The organism is Lysobacter antibioticus, assembly GCF_001442535.1.
Lineage (GTDB): Bacteria > Pseudomonadota > Gammaproteobacteria > Xanthomonadales > Xanthomonadaceae > Lysobacter > Lysobacter antibioticus.
Map to the genome: position 1 here is coordinate 5,601,687 of NZ_CP013141.1, position 16,390 is coordinate 5,618,076.

15 protein-coding genes are annotated in these 16,390 nt (G+C 59.9%); 10 read left to right on the forward strand and 5 right to left on the reverse strand.

Features of this window, described 5'->3' with window-relative positions; genetic code table 11:
- Position 1: 1 nt before the first annotated feature.
- The 7 genes from GLA29479_RS22630 to GLA29479_RS22660 all read left to right on the forward strand — a co-directional run bounded on the left by GLA29479_RS22630 (position 2) and on the right by GLA29479_RS22660 (position 7,092).
- On the forward strand, positions 2–1,456 hold the full coding sequence (locus GLA29479_RS22630) for a DUF262 domain-containing protein (protein ID WP_082638924.1): 1,455 nt from the start codon (positions 2–4) through the stop codon (positions 1,454–1,456).
- A gap of 21 nt (positions 1,457–1,477) precedes the next feature.
- A complete protein-coding gene (locus GLA29479_RS24990) occupies positions 1,478–1,687 on the forward strand; it encodes a hypothetical protein (RefSeq protein ID WP_144436697.1) in 210 nt (69 codons plus the stop codon).
- Positions 1,688–2,042: 355 nt separating this feature from the next.
- Positions 2,043–2,819, forward strand: coding sequence for a lambda exonuclease family protein (locus tag GLA29479_RS22640; RefSeq protein WP_057972932.1), 777 nt, complete (start codon positions 2,043–2,045; stop codon positions 2,817–2,819).
- A 16-nt stretch (positions 2,820–2,835) separates the two neighbouring features.
- On the forward strand, positions 2,836–4,278 hold the full coding sequence (locus tag GLA29479_RS22645) for an ATP-dependent DNA helicase (protein ID WP_082638925.1): 1,443 nt from the start codon (positions 2,836–2,838) through the stop codon (positions 4,276–4,278).
- Between the two features lie 306 nt (positions 4,279–4,584).
- The gene (locus GLA29479_RS24995) at positions 4,585–4,782 is read left to right on the forward strand and encodes a helix-turn-helix transcriptional regulator (RefSeq protein WP_057972934.1); all 198 of its coding nucleotides are present in this window, start codon (positions 4,585–4,587) and stop codon (positions 4,780–4,782) included.
- A 267-nt stretch (positions 4,783–5,049) separates the two neighbouring features.
- Positions 5,050–6,660, forward strand: coding sequence for a hypothetical protein (locus GLA29479_RS22655; protein ID WP_057972935.1), 1,611 nt, complete (start codon positions 5,050–5,052; stop codon positions 6,658–6,660).
- Positions 6,661–6,714: 54 nt separating this feature from the next.
- The gene (locus tag GLA29479_RS22660; protein ID WP_057916414.1) at positions 6,715–7,092 is read left to right on the forward strand and encodes a hypothetical protein; all 378 of its coding nucleotides are present in this window, start codon (positions 6,715–6,717) and stop codon (positions 7,090–7,092) included.
- A 16-nt stretch (positions 7,093–7,108) separates the two neighbouring features.
- Here GLA29479_RS22660 and GLA29479_RS26205 read toward each other — a convergent pair whose 3' ends face one another.
- Together GLA29479_RS26205 and GLA29479_RS22670 are read right to left on the reverse strand one after the other, a co-directional pair.
- On the reverse strand, positions 7,109–7,462 hold the full coding sequence (locus GLA29479_RS26205; protein ID WP_057916415.1) for a YegP family protein: 354 nt from the start codon (positions 7,460–7,462) through the stop codon (positions 7,109–7,111).
- A 102-nt stretch (positions 7,463–7,564) separates the two neighbouring features.
- Entirely contained in the window at positions 7,565–8,977 is a 1,413-nt protein-coding gene (locus tag GLA29479_RS22670; RefSeq protein WP_144436698.1) for a metallopeptidase domain-containing protein, read from the reverse strand.
- Between the two features lie 411 nt (positions 8,978–9,388).
- Here GLA29479_RS22670 and GLA29479_RS22675 point away from each other — a divergent pair, with 411 nt between their 5' ends.
- A complete protein-coding gene (locus GLA29479_RS22675; protein WP_144436699.1) occupies positions 9,389–10,516 on the forward strand; it encodes a hypothetical protein in 1,128 nt (375 codons plus the stop codon).
- Between the two features lie 511 nt (positions 10,517–11,027).
- On the opposite strand, the gene GLA29479_RS22680 is transcribed toward GLA29479_RS22675, so the two are convergent.
- The 3 genes from GLA29479_RS22680 to GLA29479_RS24070 all read right to left on the reverse strand — a co-directional run bounded on the left by GLA29479_RS22680 (position 11,028) and on the right by GLA29479_RS24070 (position 13,435).
- Positions 11,028–11,498 (reverse strand): DoxX family protein, encoded by a 471-nt coding sequence (locus tag GLA29479_RS22680; protein WP_057972938.1) that lies wholly within the window; start codon positions 11,496–11,498, stop codon positions 11,028–11,030.
- A 212-nt stretch (positions 11,499–11,710) separates the two neighbouring features.
- Positions 11,711–12,796: an ABC transporter substrate-binding protein gene (locus tag GLA29479_RS22685; RefSeq protein ID WP_211265015.1), complete on the reverse strand. Its 1,086-nt coding sequence runs from the start codon at positions 12,794–12,796 to the stop codon at positions 11,711–11,713.
- Between the two features lie 483 nt (positions 12,797–13,279).
- The gene (locus GLA29479_RS24070) at positions 13,280–13,435 is read right to left on the reverse strand and encodes an integrase core domain-containing protein (RefSeq protein ID WP_082638927.1); all 156 of its coding nucleotides are present in this window, start codon (positions 13,433–13,435) and stop codon (positions 13,280–13,282) included.
- Positions 13,436–13,704: 269 nt separating this feature from the next.
- On the opposite strand from GLA29479_RS24070, the gene GLA29479_RS26210 reads away from it, so the two are divergent.
- Together GLA29479_RS26210 and GLA29479_RS22695 are read left to right on the forward strand one after the other, a co-directional pair.
- Positions 13,705–14,082 (forward strand): TetR family transcriptional regulator C-terminal domain-containing protein, encoded by a 378-nt coding sequence (locus tag GLA29479_RS26210; RefSeq protein ID WP_425599993.1) that lies wholly within the window; start codon positions 13,705–13,707, stop codon positions 14,080–14,082.
- A gap of 766 nt (positions 14,083–14,848) precedes the next feature.
- Positions 14,849–15,043: a hypothetical protein gene (locus tag GLA29479_RS22695; protein WP_144436700.1), complete on the forward strand. Its 195-nt coding sequence runs from the start codon at positions 14,849–14,851 to the stop codon at positions 15,041–15,043.
- Positions 15,044–16,390: the final 1,347 nt, after the last annotated feature.

The following is a 16,390-nucleotide window of genomic DNA, read 5'->3' on the forward strand; positions in this document are numbered from 1 at the left end:
AATGCGCGGCCTTGATCTCACCGACCCTGTCGATCCTACAACGGACGGTACGCTGGGAGATGCACTCGTCGCCGACATCCGTCGCAGCAACGCCGTGGCGCCCTTGGGGGCGAACCGTCAACTGGATCCGGCCCGTGCCCAAGCGCTGTACATGGCCTTGTCCGACCACGTCCAGATCATGACCCTGACGCTTGAGGTGGAGGACGACCCGCAAGTCATCTTCGAGACGCTGAACGCACGCGGCGAACCTCTGTTGGCGTCGGACCTGGTTCGCAACTTCGTCTTCCTTGAAGCAGCACGCCAGGGACGGCCTGTGCAGCAGCTTTATGCGGAGTACTGGAGCCCGTTCGATCTTGTCGCCACGACCGGAAAAGGGGTCTCGGCCAATGCCTATTGGCGAGAGAAGGAGCGCCAAGGTCGCCTGACCTATCCGCGCATCGACCTGTTCTTCTACAACTACACCGTTCTGCGCAGCCAGGAGGTCACCCTGGCCAGCCATGTGTTCCAGGCATTCAAAACATGGTGGCAGAAGCAGCCCCGGGAGCTTGAAGTGGAGCTGGCGCGTCTCGTTGCATCCAGCCAGCACTTCAGGGAGCTGGTATCACCGGAAGGCACGGGTTATCTGGCCGAGTTCGCGCGACTGATTAAGTCCCTGGACGTGGGTACGGTTACCCCGGTGTACTTGGTATTGCGCGAGCGCTTGGATAGCGACAGCGCGGAACTGAGGCAGGCGCTCGGCGATCTGGCGTCCTACTTAACGCGGCGTACGGTGTGCGCGTTGACCACCAAGAGCTACAACCGCTTCTTCATGCGTGTGCTTCAAGCCGTGACGAGCGCGGACGCGGAGCCCCATTTGGCCCTGCGCAAGGTGCTTCTGGAGGCCACCGCGCCAAGCGAGGCGTGGCCGGATGACACGACGTTCCGCGACAAGTGGCGGCATCGCGCGGCCTATATCGAACTTCGGCCTGCCAAGACCTGCGGCATCTTGCGCGCGCTGGAATACGCCGCCCGCGGCACTATGCAGGGGAGCAATCATGTACCGGTACAGGCTGACCTAACAGTCGAGCACGTGATGCCGCAAAGCTGGGAAAAGCTTCCGACCTACCAGATGACCGACATGACTGACGTCCAGCGTCAGCTCAGGGAGGCTGCAGTTCATAGCTTCGGAAACCTGACCCTGCTAACCCAGCCGCTGAATAGCTCCGTCAGCAATGGACCGTTCGTCGATTCGGAGGATGCGGCCGGTGGGCGAATGCTGGGCAAGCGTTCCAGGCTCGGCCAAAGCGCCCTGCTAATGAACACCTATTTCCATCATGCGGGGATATCCGAATGGGAGGAAGCTGCAATAGCTGTCCGTTCCAAAACCCTGTGCAAGGCCGCATTGCTTGTTTGGCCACGCCCCGCCGACGTCGCCGTAGCTCCTACCGTAGTGGCGTCTGCACTCGCTGGTAACTAAATCGGGAAACGGGGAGGGATCATGCATGCCACTGTGGATGCACATGCGCTGTGCACTGCGCTGCTGCGGCTCAAGCCGCGGCGCAGCCGCTTTCGCTCGCTGCACGAACCCAGCGTGGAAGTGACCGCCGGCGGCACAGCACTGGTAATGATGGGCACTCTGGATAGCAGTGCATCGGTCGCGGCGGTCGTGAGCCAGGCGGGAACCGCCCATATTCCGTGGAGGCCGTAAGTCGACTACTTGCGACCTACGCTAAGAGAACCAGCGTCGTGATTCGATCCGAACCAGGAAAGGTATGGTTCGACAAATTTAGTTTCACCAGCACAGGGGAGCGACTAAGATGAATGCTTACAGCGAGCGCCATTTTGTCCAAGCGTTGGTCCCCCTCCTGATCAGCCGGCTCGCGGATCCGTTCTCACCGAGCGAGGCAGCCATGCTTAAGGTGGCCGAGTCCGCCCGTCGCTGTCCGAACTTCTGGTCAATCTACGTGTGGATCCTGTGTGGCAGCATTTCGTGCTAGACCAGGACGGGCCGGCATGGAACGAATCGGCCGATACCGACTAGCGTCCATGCCTAGGGGTCAGAAATGAAGCAGCGTTCCGAAGCCTGGTACAAGGCACGCGCGGGCAGGATCACCGGTTCCCGCTTCGCCCGCGCCATGGCTTCCAAGCACTCGAGTACCTACCGCAGTCTGATTGATGAACTTGTCCAAGAGCGTCGAACCGGACGCAGCCTTGACGGCGGGTACATGAACGCCGCGATGCAGTGGGGGATGGACCACGAGAACAATGCCCGCCAATGGTATGGGCGATCGCGCGGTTGTCATGTTGCAGAGGCCGGCTTCGTAGTGCATCCGGAGCACGACTTCGTCGGCATTTCACCCGATGGCCTCGTCGCCGATGACGGCCTGATCGAGATCAAGTGCCCGCAGATCAAGACATTCCGCCAAGTGATGGATACGCGCCAGATGCCTTCGCGCTACCGCTGGCAGGTACAGGGCCAGCTGTGGGTATGCCGGCGTCAGTGGCTGGATTTCGTGTGCTTCTACCCACCCGGCCAAGGCATTGTCATTCGTATCTTTCAGGACCAACGCGACTTCGACCAATTGGACGTACGTTGTCGCGAGGTCAATCGGGAGGTTGAGCGCAGGGTGGGACCGTGGCTGCCAGCGACGACAATCACTCCCGCCATTACCCGTTGGCCCCCACCGCCCCCGCGACAGGAGGCGCCGATCCTGCCAAAAGCATGGGTTTCTCGCTCGTCGGAAGGTCCCCGTATGACTGGGTCGCGTAGCATGCCAGGGTGGGCATGGCTGCTCTTGACCATGGTCGGATTAGGCTTGTTGAGAGCACTGCTCCGTTAGGGGCGGGACTGTAGGTATGGGGATTTGGGACACCATCACCAAATTGGCCGACACGCTCCTCGGAGAGGGCGGAAAGTCTGTGCGACCAAGGGACATATCGCGCCCTCTCTCTGTTGCCTCGCCATCACCCCCAGGCCGACGAGACAAGTTCACTTCGGAGCCGGATGCGCTGTTCGAGGTGGAGGTACTGCCCGAGTACCGATTCATCCTTGAAGCGGTGAAGGCCGGTTGCCCTGCCATCTTCGTGACAGGCAAGGCAGGCACCGGCAAATCTACCCTGATCCATTGGCTGCGCAGTCAGCTGGACTCGTGCGCTGTGCTTGCCCCAACAGCCGTGGCTGCGGCCAACGTCCAAGGCGACACCATTCACTCCTTCTTTGGCCTGCCGCCGCGATTGATCGACCCCGCCGAAAAACACTCTACGACTACCAAGGTTCGGCTCGTGCTGGAGAACATCAAATGCCTGGTCGTGGACGAAGTCTCAATGGTGTTGCCGAATCTGGTCGACACCATGAGCAATATTCTGCGTAGCGCGCGCGGGAATAGCCTGCCATTTGGTGGCGTCCCCGTGATTTTTGTCGGCGATCTGCTACAGCTGCCCCCAGTGGTCAGTACACCTGAAGAGTCGGTGTACTTCAGTCACCGCTACCCGACGCCCTACTTCTTCTCGGCTGACATCTTCAAGGAACAAAAGATCATTCCTGTCGTGCTGACCAAGGTCCGCCGCCAGGCCGACGAAACCTTCATCGACGCGCTGAACCGGATCCGTCTGAATGACGATTGCCGAGAAGCGGTGGCTCAGTTCAACAGACACTGCTATCGAGACAAGCCCTCCGGCTCGCCTGCTGGCGTGTACCTGGTACCGACAAACCAGGCCGCACGAACGCTCAACATGCGCGAGTTGAACACGCTGCCCGAGCCGGTTCGCTTATATGAGGCGGAAATCAGAGGCAACGTTCCCATCAACCGCTGGAAGCTGCCGGTGTCGGACCGCCTTGAGCTCAAGGTAGGAGCTAAGACGATCTTTCTAAAGAACCGCAAGCCCCATTGGATCAACGGCGACATCGGCACCGTGGTGGAGCTCGATGACGACCTGATCCACGTTCGGAAGGACCAGTCGGACAATGTAGTCGCTGTCGGACGCGAGACCTGGCACAAATACAAGTATGCCTACGACTATCAGACCCGCCGCGTCGAAGCCGAAATTGTCGGGGATTTTAGGCAGTTTCCCCTTGCCCTGGGTTGGGCGATCACCATCCACAAGTCGCAGGGCCTGACCTTGGACAATCTGACCCTGGACCTCGGGGGCGGCGCATTCGCCGAGGGGCAGACCTACGTAGCCCTCTCACGCTCGCGCACGCTGGATGGCATCAGCCTAGTCCGTCCCATCGCAATGCGCGACGTGCGGACAGATCCTGTAGTCCTGGCGTTCTATCGGGATCTGGGCATCGACCGCTGATCCCCCAGTTCTCCTGCAGCGTCCATAGCGATCCCGCGTAGTCCAAAGCGATCCAGGCTGTCGGTACTCCTTCTTCCGCTTGAGGGGGCGCCGATGCGGTCGGAGGAACCATCTCGCAACACGATGGAACTAAGTTGGGGGGAGGAACCAAGATGGCCCGGGGCTGCGAGTCCATGGGCGTCCGACGCCCGCCCGGATCTACACGCGCGTGGCGCGGGAATTCCCGCCAAGGCCTACACGTCCTTTTCCCGTTGTTCGATCGCCCGCATCGTGGGGCCATCCTCGAACACAGCGGGAAATGACGATATGAACCACCTCCGTGTGATCCGCATGCGCTTCATGCCCGACCGGGTCGGCGTGTGCAGGTCGATGATCTACGAATTCTTGAACGAGCGTTCCCCGCGATACGACCCCAGTTTCCCGCGGCCCATCAAGGTGAGTGCCAACTGCGTGGGCTGGATCGAGTCCGAGGTCGAAGAGTGGTTCCGTGCCCGAATTAACTGAGCGATTTTGTCGTTGAGGGCGATTTGCCGCCGTTAGGCCAAGCCGAGACACGACATTGCTCGCCGGCCGCGTAAGCACGGCGCAAGATTATTTGCGACGCATCGGCGTGATCGTGGTCACAGCGAAAAGCGCCGTATCGCGGCAGCGGCTGGGCTCGAAGCCGCAGCCGCGCAGGCGTCGCCGCGGCGCTAGGGTCGTTCCTAGCTTGCGGGCGCCCAATCCCCTATTAAGGTTTCCGGCAAACCCCACTCGCGCCCGCGTCCGTCCATGACCGACCCCACCCGTCCCGTCGCGCCTCCGCCGATCTTTCCGCTGCCCACCACCGGTTCCAGCTACGACGCTGCGGTGCTGGCCGAAGCCGACCGCATCGTCTCGACCCACCAGTACTGCGGTCGTACCGATGTGGAAGGCATGGCCTACGCGGTCGCCGACTATGCGCGCCAGCATCCCGATCAGGGCCAGCAGTTGCAGGACGCGATCGGCTCGCGCCTGTTGCCGATGGATCAGATCGCCCTGACTAATGCAGTGCAGACCGTGCAGCGCCTGGATCAGGCCAAGCCGATCGGCACCCAGCACGGCGTCGCCGTCGACGTCGCCCCGGGCGACAGCGAGCGCAGCGTGCTCGACAAGGGCTACCGGCAGATGGCCGCCGACGCCGGGCTGTCGCCGCAGGCCGTCGCCGAGTTCGCGCGCCGCGCGCCGGCGCTGGACGACGGCACGCTGCACGCGCCGTCGGGCGATCCGCAAAAGCAGGGCCCGGCCATCGACTTGTCGGCCGCACGCGACGGCAAAATCGAACTGGCGCCGACCTCGGCGCAGTCGGGCCTGCTCAAGCTGCTGGCCGCGCAGGACCGCTCCGGCCTGGATCCGAGCGCGCCGACCGGCGCCGCCGCCGGCATTCCGTTCATGCCCGACGGCAGCCGCGCCGGCGCGCCCGGCAACGGCGCGGTCACTCCGGAAATCGCCGCCGAAATGCTGCGCAACATCTCCGAAGGCAAGCCGCCGTTCCGTCCCGATCTCGGCAAAGTCGGCCCGGTGTCGTGGTTCGTCACCGAAGGCAATCCGCACGTCGGCGTCGGCAACGACAAGAGCGTGGTGGTGCCGGTGGAAGTCGCCAACACCAGCGGCAAGCCGCCGCTGCAATTCGGCGAGCGCGAACTGCTGGAGATCTACGACCGCAAGTACGCCGCCGCTGCCGAAGCGGTGGAGCAGCAGGTGCGCGAGAAGGCCGGCAAGGGCCCCGACGAGCCGCTGTCCAAGCGCAACCAGAACACCATCGAACGTAGCGCCAGCAAGATGGCCGAGCGGCAGATGTGGACCGAGGTCGGCGAAGCCGTGGCCAAGTCCGAAAGCGGCGTCGGCAAGGTCAGCCTGCAAGACAGCATGTTCTCGCGCTCGGCCAACGGCGAGTTCACCCTGACCAGCCGCCCCGAGAACGTACGCGTCCAGGGCGGCGCGCAAGGCCTGCTCGACGTGATCAAGAACCACGGCGTGAAGGCCGACCCGGAGGTGCTCAAGTCGGCCAACGATCTGGCCGCACGCGAGGGCTGGGCCGGCAAGGTCGAGGGCGCGTTCCGGGTCGGCGGTCGGGTGCTGATCGTGGTCGGCGTGGCCGCCGACGCGTACCGGATCTACACCGCCGAGGACAAGGTCAAGACCGTGGTCGAAGTGGCCGGCGGCTGGGCCGGCGCGGCCGCCGCCGGCGGCGCGTTCGCTACCGTCGCCGCGCCGGTCAACACCACCGGCCCGTGGGGCTGGGCTGCGTACGGCGTCGGCACGCTCGCGACCGGCGCGTTCGGCTACATGGCCGGCTCGGAAATCACCAAGACCATCTACGAGCTGGTGGTGGAAGGCAAACCGATCGAGGTCGGCGGCTGACGGCGCGGCCCGACCCCGATCCGATACCGATCCTATTCCGGCAAAATGCAGGGCATGAACGCAGAACATCGATCGCACATCCTGCTGCGCGGCCCGGTCGGGCGCTGGCAATCGGCCCTGGGCACCGCCGCCGGCCTGACCGGCGACCGCATCGAATTCCACGACGGCGGCCGCGGCGTGCTGCACAGCTGGTCGCCGGCGTTCGGCCAGGAAGCGCTGCCGTTCGAATGGCGGATGCAGGCGCCGGGGCATTTGCTGGTGCGCCAGATCTACGACGACGGCGACGACGAAGTCGAAGCCTGGACTGGGCTGGAGCTGGAGTTCCGCGAACGCGCCAGCGACCTCGGCGCGCAGATGGTGCTGGCGGAAAAAGGCGCCGAAGGCTTCTGGCTGATGCTCGATCCGCTGGCCTGGGTCGGCCCGCCTCAGTGAGGCGGCGGCGCGCGGCTCAGAAATCACACGCCTCCCAGCCCGGCGTGGTGCCGTCGGTGGAGCGACCCTTGACGCGAACATCATCGGCGGGGGCTGAGTCCGTGCGTTCATCGAGCGCGGAATTCTTCTTTACCGATTCGATGCCATCCTCAGCGTTGTCCTTCGCGTCGTAGAGCTCGCTCGTGGGGATCGTCTCGTGGTCGGCTGCCTTCAGGACAAGTCGAAACTGCGAGCCGGCCGATAGCGGGAACCATATCGCCGATCTGTTACGCGTAGCTCGCCAATCGATAGCAATGTAAAGAGAGTGGCGCCTGAGACGACTAAGGCACCCGATTCGTACGATCGGGGCGCTAATCGGCGAAGGCGCCAAAGAAGGCTAATCGATCAAGCCGGGGCGTGCATCCTTCGATACGTGGGTGGGGTTGTATCTATGGGCCCAGAAAATAATGCAAGCGATTGAGAGTCGTGCGGCCTACTTCATGCGCGTGATGCGCGAAGCGAAACACGGGTCGCTGCCGGTTGGCTTTGGGCCGCAGACCGAAACCAAAAAGCCCTCTGGCGTTGCGGCCTGCACATGCACGCGGAAAGCACCGTCAGGCGCGGTCCATATTTCGCCAGGTTTGAACATCGAGCCTTCGTTGTTCGAGCGATTGGCCGGCGGGATGTCTGCATCGACACTGAAAGCCGGTGTCGAAGCCTGAGTGTCGACTCGGTGGATAATGACCGCGTCGCCTGCCAAATTGCTTTCGTACTCTCCACCTCGTTTGCGCGCCTCGATGGTGTAATAGCGCGATGAAGGTTGGCCGGGCAGGGTCACGAGGATCATCTGGGTATTGCCGGATCCCGAAAGGCTGGCGCGGTCCAGCCCTATGTTCAGCCTGTAGCTGCCGGCGGCAAGCGTAATCCGTCGTGCCGAGTCGACCCAAGCCAGTCTTGCGCGGCTGTATGTGCTCAGGTGTTTAGGGCGCCGGCCATAGGTCGAGTCGCTCACGGCGTTGTTCCAGGGGTCGCTCATGACGTCCCAGGGATTGTCGTATGGATCTCTGTCGCCGTCGGAATTGTTCGCGTGGGGTAAGCCGTATCCGTGTCCCATCTCATGGGCCAGCGGTGCAAGATTGTTAAACGACCAAGGCGGATTCCAGGTCGTGCTCCAACACTTGTAGATTCCGTCCAGCGTCGCGCATTTGCCGCCTCCCCAGGCATACCCGTCGAGATCGCTGTTGAACATCATGTTGATGCCCTGGACTCCACCGTTAGCGGCGAAATTCACGGCCGAATTCGCAGCATTCGTGCAGTCGTAGAAGAGTTGGTCAAGATTGGCGGAGCCATTGGCTCTGATGTAGGCGGAACGTGGCCGCGGCAGATATAGCCATCCGTAAGCTTTGCTCCCGATCAAGTCGATCTTGTTATACGAAACTTGACGCCAGTAGTGGTCGAGCTGGCCGGGGGCCGTGCCGTACTGAGACTGAAAGAAAGCGAGGCTCTTCGGTTCGTTGCTGTTGTCCTGGAATTTGCACATGAGCGTTACCCAGGTTGTCGTTCCCGAAATCTTCTCGTCTATGGCCGAATTCAAGGGGACGATGGCGCCTGCCATTCGAAGTCCATTCGTTTTCGGGGGCGAAGCGGAAAATTCGATAGCGACGCGCTTGCCGGCTAACGAGTACAGATCCTCGGCTCCGGCTAAGGCGCTGTTGGGATCTATCGCGACTCGCAGCCCCTGATCGGTCACCAATGTAACGAGCAGCCGATGTTCCGCTACTTGAGGGCTATTGGATACGGCAGGATCCCCCCATCTCAGCTCGAGTCGTCCTAACGTCGTTTCAGCCTGTGCGCCCGTGCTGCATAGGAAAAGCAGTGTTGCGAAATTTTTCGCGGAACGCTTCATTTCCGTTTCCTCATCGTGCCGGATGGAGGTCGGAGTATTAACGCCCGAGGTATTTATGCAAGCGTACTAGCGACGGGTAATGGTCATATTTTCAGGGTTGCAATGCGTACTCACAGTTGTCGCAGCTAAATGGTCACATCAATCGCGGGCTGGCGCATCAATTCTCACCGATTCATCAACGTGACTATTGGCTTGGCGGTTCCGGGCGGGTATTAAAGCCGCTTGGCGAACCGTCACTCGCCCGGCGAGTTGGGTTCTATGGCTGGGTGGGACTGGTTTTCATAGAGCGAATGCTCTAAGCGCAAAGAGAATAACGTATAAAACACATCGCCGTTCACGTCTCAAGGAATTGGGGCTGCCTGTAGCCCATCAGTAGAGTAGATATGACACGCTCAACCAAGGGGGGTGCGCATGCTGCTGACAGGATTTTCTCGTTCAATTGGGCGCGAGGTGGGCGTAGAGCAACTGCTGTCTATTCTCGCGAGTCGCGAACACATTGAGTTTTCGGCCGAAACCGATGAAATTCCCAGAAGGTGGCGCGAACATATTCGCCGGGATATCGAATGCCCATCCTGCTTTGTGACTGGCGCTGAAGTTGCCAAATTGCCTGCCGCGTTTTCCGGGATATCGAAGCGTCGGTGGTGCTTTCACTTTTCCGATAAGGACTTTCCTTCGCCTCATTCTTCAGACTGCGATTTCAAAGGGAGCAAGGCTGGAAAGCTGCCTGCGAACATGGTGCGGTTTGATACCGATAGAACCATGATCGATAGAGGAGTTCGAGAGCTTGTCGCCAGGGCGATAAGCTTGGATATTATCGATGATCGGGCCGCCCGAGGTTTACGCGCGTGGCTTTTCGATATAAGGAAGGAGTCGAAATTTCTTGTGACGCTGGATCCGCGCTTGCCGAGATGGATTCAAGGGTTGCACGGATCCTTAGAAGTGGACTACGACGCGCTGCCGTACGAAGTCGTACTGACTAAGAGAATAGTCAAAATTCCTGGCTTTGATTGGCGCACGGCAGCCACGGTCGTGTACAGAAGTCAGTATCGAGAGCTGCTTGAAATTCTCGACCGCGAACGGTTGTGGTTGCATGCGTCAGCCGGGCGGGTCGAGAGCTTGGCGGGTACTTATCACGGCCAGTATGTGCTGGATCGCGCGTCAATTCGGCTTGAGTATGAAAAGGCGATGCGTTTAGCGACATTCATATCGATCAATTGTTCGCCAATCAACCGTGCGCCAGGGGCGAAGAAATCATCGCGCGAGCCCACACTGCTTGCGTTCGCGACATTATTGCTATTTGTGTCCGGGTGGGACTTGGGCTCGGCTATCGACCGATTGGCAGTTGTCATGAGTGACCGGTCCAAGCGCTCTGAGGCAGATGCGCTTATCAATCTTACTTGTGTTAATCCGTTTGATGATTACGAGGCTTGGGACGAACTCAAGCGCTTACAAGCATTGCCTGGCTTTCGTCGCGACAAGCTCAATATGAGGGTGGAGCTTTTAGAGATAGAGAGGCAGCTGCGAGCCGGTTTTTCGTAGCATATGGCTACGAGCCCGGTCCCTGCTTCGAAGGGTGCACTCGCGACAAGATCGCGATCTGCTTGATCGGGCTGCGTCGGCAGGTGCAGCAAGCCGGCTGGCACGCTCAAGCAATATCAGTTCGGCACGCCTGAGATGCAGCTCGGCGCGCTTCGCAGCCGCGTCCCGTGGCAAAGATTCTGGCGCATCGCGACTTCCCGGTGGCAAGAAGGCCTGCCTGAGCTTCGACGTCCGCTTCTGGAGCGCGACGCGCAGGATCGAATCGAAGCGAGCCGGGCCGTAAGCCAATGAGCGCCGCTGCCGGCATCGACTGGACCGACGTCGGAGCCGGAATCGGCTCGGCCGGCCTGCCGTTGGATTGTCCAACCTGCGGCTGTACAGTGGAAGTGCGCAGCCACTGCCGCCATGCCTTCGCATTCTGCTGCAAGCAGCAAGAAACTCGCCCCTTCGCTCACATAAAGAGCAGCCTCGAGCGCCCAGGCGCGTATTCTTCACCAGCCCAGTGCAGCGCCTACCTGGATTGATTGACAGGTTGTCGCTGCATCTGGGTGCGCTCCCGCTGGTCTTGCCAAGCAACCAGAATGAAGGCGCCGATCAGGCCGAAGTGCTCGAAGAATGAATTGGCCGCGATGTGGCGCATTGGCCCGGGAGCCAACTCCCAATAGCGCAAAGCCACGAGAGTCGCAGCGAGAGTGAAGGCGCCCAGGGCCAGCGCACCGAGCCACCGCAAGTAACCTAGTAGGAGCAACGTGACAGCACCAAGATTCAGCGCGATCACGGCAATCGCCAGGCCGGTGGCCGGCCATAGCTGGAAATGCTCCATTTCCGCCACGGCCCCCTGAAAGTCTAGAGCCTTCTGCAGTCCGCCTTTCAGGAAGGGCACACACAGCAGCAACAAGCCGATCCAGCGCACAATTGGAGCAAGGTACCAGTGACTTCTTGCCCAAGAGAACTCGTTCTTGCGGTTGGATTCGTTTGCCATGACGGGTCTCTATGCAGATCGTATGGAGTAGGACTTCGTCCATAACCGAGCGACCACCAATCGAATTGAAACTTCGCTTTGGTGGTCCACCCGATTCAGGGCGCGCCGCAGTGACACCTTCCGTTGCATAACGGAGGACCCTGAACATCTCGGAATCACAACGAGTCGGCCGAGATCGGAATGGCTAGTCCCGACCGCGCTCATCGCTGACGTCAGTTACGTTGGAGGCCAGGATGCAAGCCGAGGAAGGTTGGGCTTGGCGGGCCCTGGGTCTCGCCAAAGTACAGCGACATCGTCTGCCGCCAACGCTCCACTTCCCCGCGGTCTTGCATGAATGCCACGAACTCGTCGATGTTCGCATTGTCGTACTCCCAGATCGGCTTGATGCCGGGTGCCGTCTGAGCATCCACACGTACGGGCCAGCTGAACGCATTGCCGGCTTCTTGAACTTCCTTGCTGAGCAACCAGTTCAGATATAGCTTGGCCGCCGCGGGATGCTTGGCCTTTGCCAAGATGGCCGCACGCTGCCCCCAGGCCATGAACGGATCGTTCGTCGGCAAGATCCATTGCTCTGTATCGATAGTGGGCGTTACTCGCCCCCCTAAACGCCATGCGCCGACAGCTATAGGCTTTTCGCCGAGAGAGACTTGATCGCCGCCGTAATTGCTTCCACGCCCGAGCGAAATGTTCTGGTCTGCCAGCTTCGCGAGCCATTCCCAGCCGTACTTGTCAACATACTTCTTGTAAAGAAATAGCATTGCGTCATCATCGCTCGGATAGGATGATGCAAGCTTATTCCTCCATTTCGGATCGGCTAAGTCCTGGATAGATGTTATCTCTCCTTCCCGCACCTTTGCCGTATCGATGCGATAGCTGAATGCGAAAGCCGCGATCGCAGTCCAAGCGCCGTCCGGGTCCTTGAACTTGTCGTGGACCTTGTCCCAGCCCTTAGGCTTGTAGGCGAGGAGCTTTCCTTGAGACTTCCAACGAGGAAAGTCGTGCAGGGTCTGGAACGAAACGACGTCGGGAACCAGGGTGCCGGTGGCGAGTTGATTATCCAAACGGACGTCGTGGAATTTGCTGTAGTCAACCACTACGTTGAGCTTGACCTTGGGGAAGCGCTGTTTCCATGCGGACTCAAGCGGCGAGTACATCCCCTGAAAATCGCCGCCGGCGTAGACCGTGAGCTCGCCGCCTTCCTTTTGCGCGTCAACGTACAGCTCATCCAGATTTTTGGCTTCGATCGCGAGCTCTGTCGATTTGGCCTCTCGCTTTGGCGGCATCGTCGAATGATTCATTGAAGACGATCCGTTACTACAGCTGGCGGTAACCAGAGCTATCAACGTAGCAGCGACTATTTGCTTAGTCCGAGACTGAACTATTCTCAACATCGCACATCCTTTTCTCGTTTGAGTGATCCGACGACTTCGAACTCGGCGCTTTAGAAGATGATGTGGCGCACCAATCCTGCCGTTGGCGTGGACGGATAGGGCGACAAATCAGGAAGTTTGTCACGGCCGCTGTAGTGGGGTTCTTGGGCGATACTGCCTCGCCAGTGCCTCTCGGCGAAATTGATTTTTTCAATGGCGCATATTGATGACGTCAATGGATATTCGGGATTGATGCCGCCTGCGTAGCTCGGCACGTGTCTAAAGTCGACTGACCGCCCCTGCGCTGCGAAGGCCCGCCGGCGCGAGACTCATCGCCGTTGAAGGACGCCGTGCTCGCCGAGCGCCGCAGCGAGCTGAGCGGATGTCTGTTTGCCAAAAGTTGGTGTGGCCCTACCTTGTTGCAATCACGGCGCCAGACCCAATCGCGGCTTCGGCATGATCCAACGATACGAACTGTTTTTCATTCGGGCGCTCGTCCTGGAACTTTCCGTTGAAGCTTTCGATGTACGCATTGTGCGCGGGCTTTCCTGGCGCGATCGATATCAACGTCGCGTCGTTGGCGCTCGCCCATTAGTCGATACGCCCGGGACGAACGTAACCATGAGTGGCCAGGGACTTTCCATGAAGCGCGCCAGGGAGATTGGAGACGCATTTCTCCGCTTCGCCTAAGCCTAGGCTCTAAATTTCCAAGCAGAAGCCGCTTCGCAACTCGGCTCAATTCGGACGTTAGGCCGCATAGTCCATCTCAGTAGGTCCTTACGCATCCAGAAAATAGACAACCGAAAACTTAGAGAGTTTCCGGGCACTTGGTTGTGGTGCGGATCCTTATCCGAGTCTTTTGGGCAGCCTTCATTTCGACATACACCAGGCGTGGACGCCCATCTGGCTGCCTGGTGGTGTCGGCCGCGGCGAGTGCGGCGCCGGAGCGCATAGCTGTTCAGGACTGGCTGGCGCAGCATCGCCTGCAACGTACTCAATCGAGTGCCGAGCGAATTCGGCTTGCTAGCGACCGAGGCGAATTGCTTGAACGAATCGATGTCCAGGCACTTGGAGATTTCTACGCCACCGTGCTTCATGGAGTATCTGTGCGGGCACGCGACGGCGTCGGGCGTGCTCTATTGTTAGAAGCGGTGAGTGTCGCCGTTGCTGAATTACCACTACAAGCGAAGCGCCGAGGTAATGAAAGCGACTGAGCGACCCAGCCCTCGATCTTCGCTGGCCTTAGGTCGAACTGCCGGCTGGCCTGCGCCACCGTCGTCTCGCCGTGGATGATCTCCAGCACCAGCGCCGACTTGCGACGGGCCGTCCAGCGTTTGATCACTTCTCCCATTGCTTTTGCGAACGAAGTCGCATTGACGCGAAATAGAAGCAAAATTTTGTGAGCTGAATCAAGAATCGATCAAAGAAATTGGCCGCAGCTCCCGCCTAACAGCGTAGTAGCTGGCGATGCGCTAAGACGCAGATGCTTGAACCTAAGACGACGGCGCTGCCGTTGAATCACAGAAGGCTATCCATGAATCACAAGACTGCTTCGTCGCTTATCGCTCTGTGCCGTTGAGCAAGGAAAGTCGCCGCGCGTAGCACCAGTTTCTGATTCAGGCCTGCGTGTTTCGACGAGAGTCGAGCTGGGCCGGGATGGGAGTTTGGAACGATGTTCCCCAGCCGATGAAGGCGGCAGCGGCGCCTCACCCAGTCCTGGAAGCCAATCAAGATAAGGAGATTTCATTATGCCAACGATCCAATGGTCGAACGCTCAGTCCCTGGAGTACATCCCCCCCGGCAAGCTCGTGACGTTTACGGCGATGCATCAGGCCTCATATACGCAATACGTCCAGATCATCGACTCCGGCGGCAAGCCCATCAGTTTCTATCGCCTGGATGGCACTCAGGAGACCTTCCCGATACTCGGGAAGCGGCGTCGAGGTCGACTTCCTCCAGAACGGAGCCGGCAGGTTCACCATGGCATCCGGAATGCAGGTCCAGTTTGGCAGCAGCGGGCCTTACATCCCGCAGGTCTCGGCGGGCAATCCAATCGAGTTCCTCGGCGACAACAAAATACTCGGCGGGGGCACCTTATACGCGACCGAAGACGGTACCGATAATGATTTCAACGATACCAGCTTCGTGATCCAGTGGTATGCGCTCGCGGGCTGACCGGCCTTCGTTCCCGCTCCCGCTCCCGACTCAGATGGGGCGGCGTGATCACTCATGAATTCCCATGGCTGCCGCGATGGATCGTCCGGATTCACCACGGAGCGCAACAATGACGGAGTGCAGCAATGAAGACCGGAATCATTATGTTCGGTGCACTCGCCGGTGCGCTGGCGATGTCCACATCATGTACGAAAACCGAACCCACTGTCGCCGCTTCATCGACCTCGAAGGATCAACAAACAACGTTTCCGGGCGGTGCAGAAATCATGCCGGCTGACCTGATCGCGACCCCGGCGCCTCTGCCCGCCGCCCCGCCGGCGTACAACTACGACCCCAACAACCCCAACATCACCCACAAGGAATACGCCCGCTTTGCCTGGCGGCAGTTCATCCACTTTAATTCCCCGGCGCAGAAAAATGGCGTCGATGCCGCCGGCAAGTCTCCGGTCGTGCGGGGGAGCATCGATCCGACCCGCAACTTCGCTGCATCCGGCGCCAGCGACTTCCACCAGAGCGGCATGACCGCCGGTTCCAATTTCAGCAGCAATCAGCTGGTCTGGGAAACCTTCGCTCACCGGTCCGAGCTGTTCCCGGCGGGATCGGCCCCCAGAGGGAACCTGGCTGCCTTGGATCCTGAGTACGCCTTCCAAAACGTCAAGGTCGCGGCAACCGACGCCCGATTCAACAATCTCGACGAAAATACCCAGATCGGCCAAAACCAGATCTTCTTCCCGAAGAACGGCAACACGCCGTCGGCCAATCCCCAGGACGACCACATCATATTGTTCCAGGCCAGGGTGAACCCTGTTGAATATGATTATATAAAATCGATCTACAACGCCGAGAAGCCCCCAGCTTCACTGGAATTGCCTCCCAACGGGACGAACCCGGGAGAATCCGTGGAGGTCAAGTCGGCATGGCGGGAAATGACTCCCGCCTTGATCGGGTCCGGCCGCTATCACACGGCCGAGGCTGTGTACTACAAGGAGGAGAATGGCAAGACCCAGGCTAAGGTGGCCACCTTCGGTCTGGTCGGCCTGCACATCCTGCGCAAGATGGAGAACTACCCGGCGTTCGTCTACACCACCTTCGAACAGGTGGACAGCCTGACCACGCCAGACAGCAAAGACACCGGGTTGTATGTCGTCAACCTCTATGACCAAATGCAATACGATGCCTCGGTACCGCCAGGGACGCGGCCGTCGGCCATCCTCAATACCGGATCCAGCCGTACCCTGGTCGCGCTGCCCTTGGCGGGCGAGATAAATAGTGCGAACGGCTACGATGTCATTCCCGGCAAATTCACCGTGCCTCACGGGTTTTCGGGTCCGATCAAGGTGAAGAATC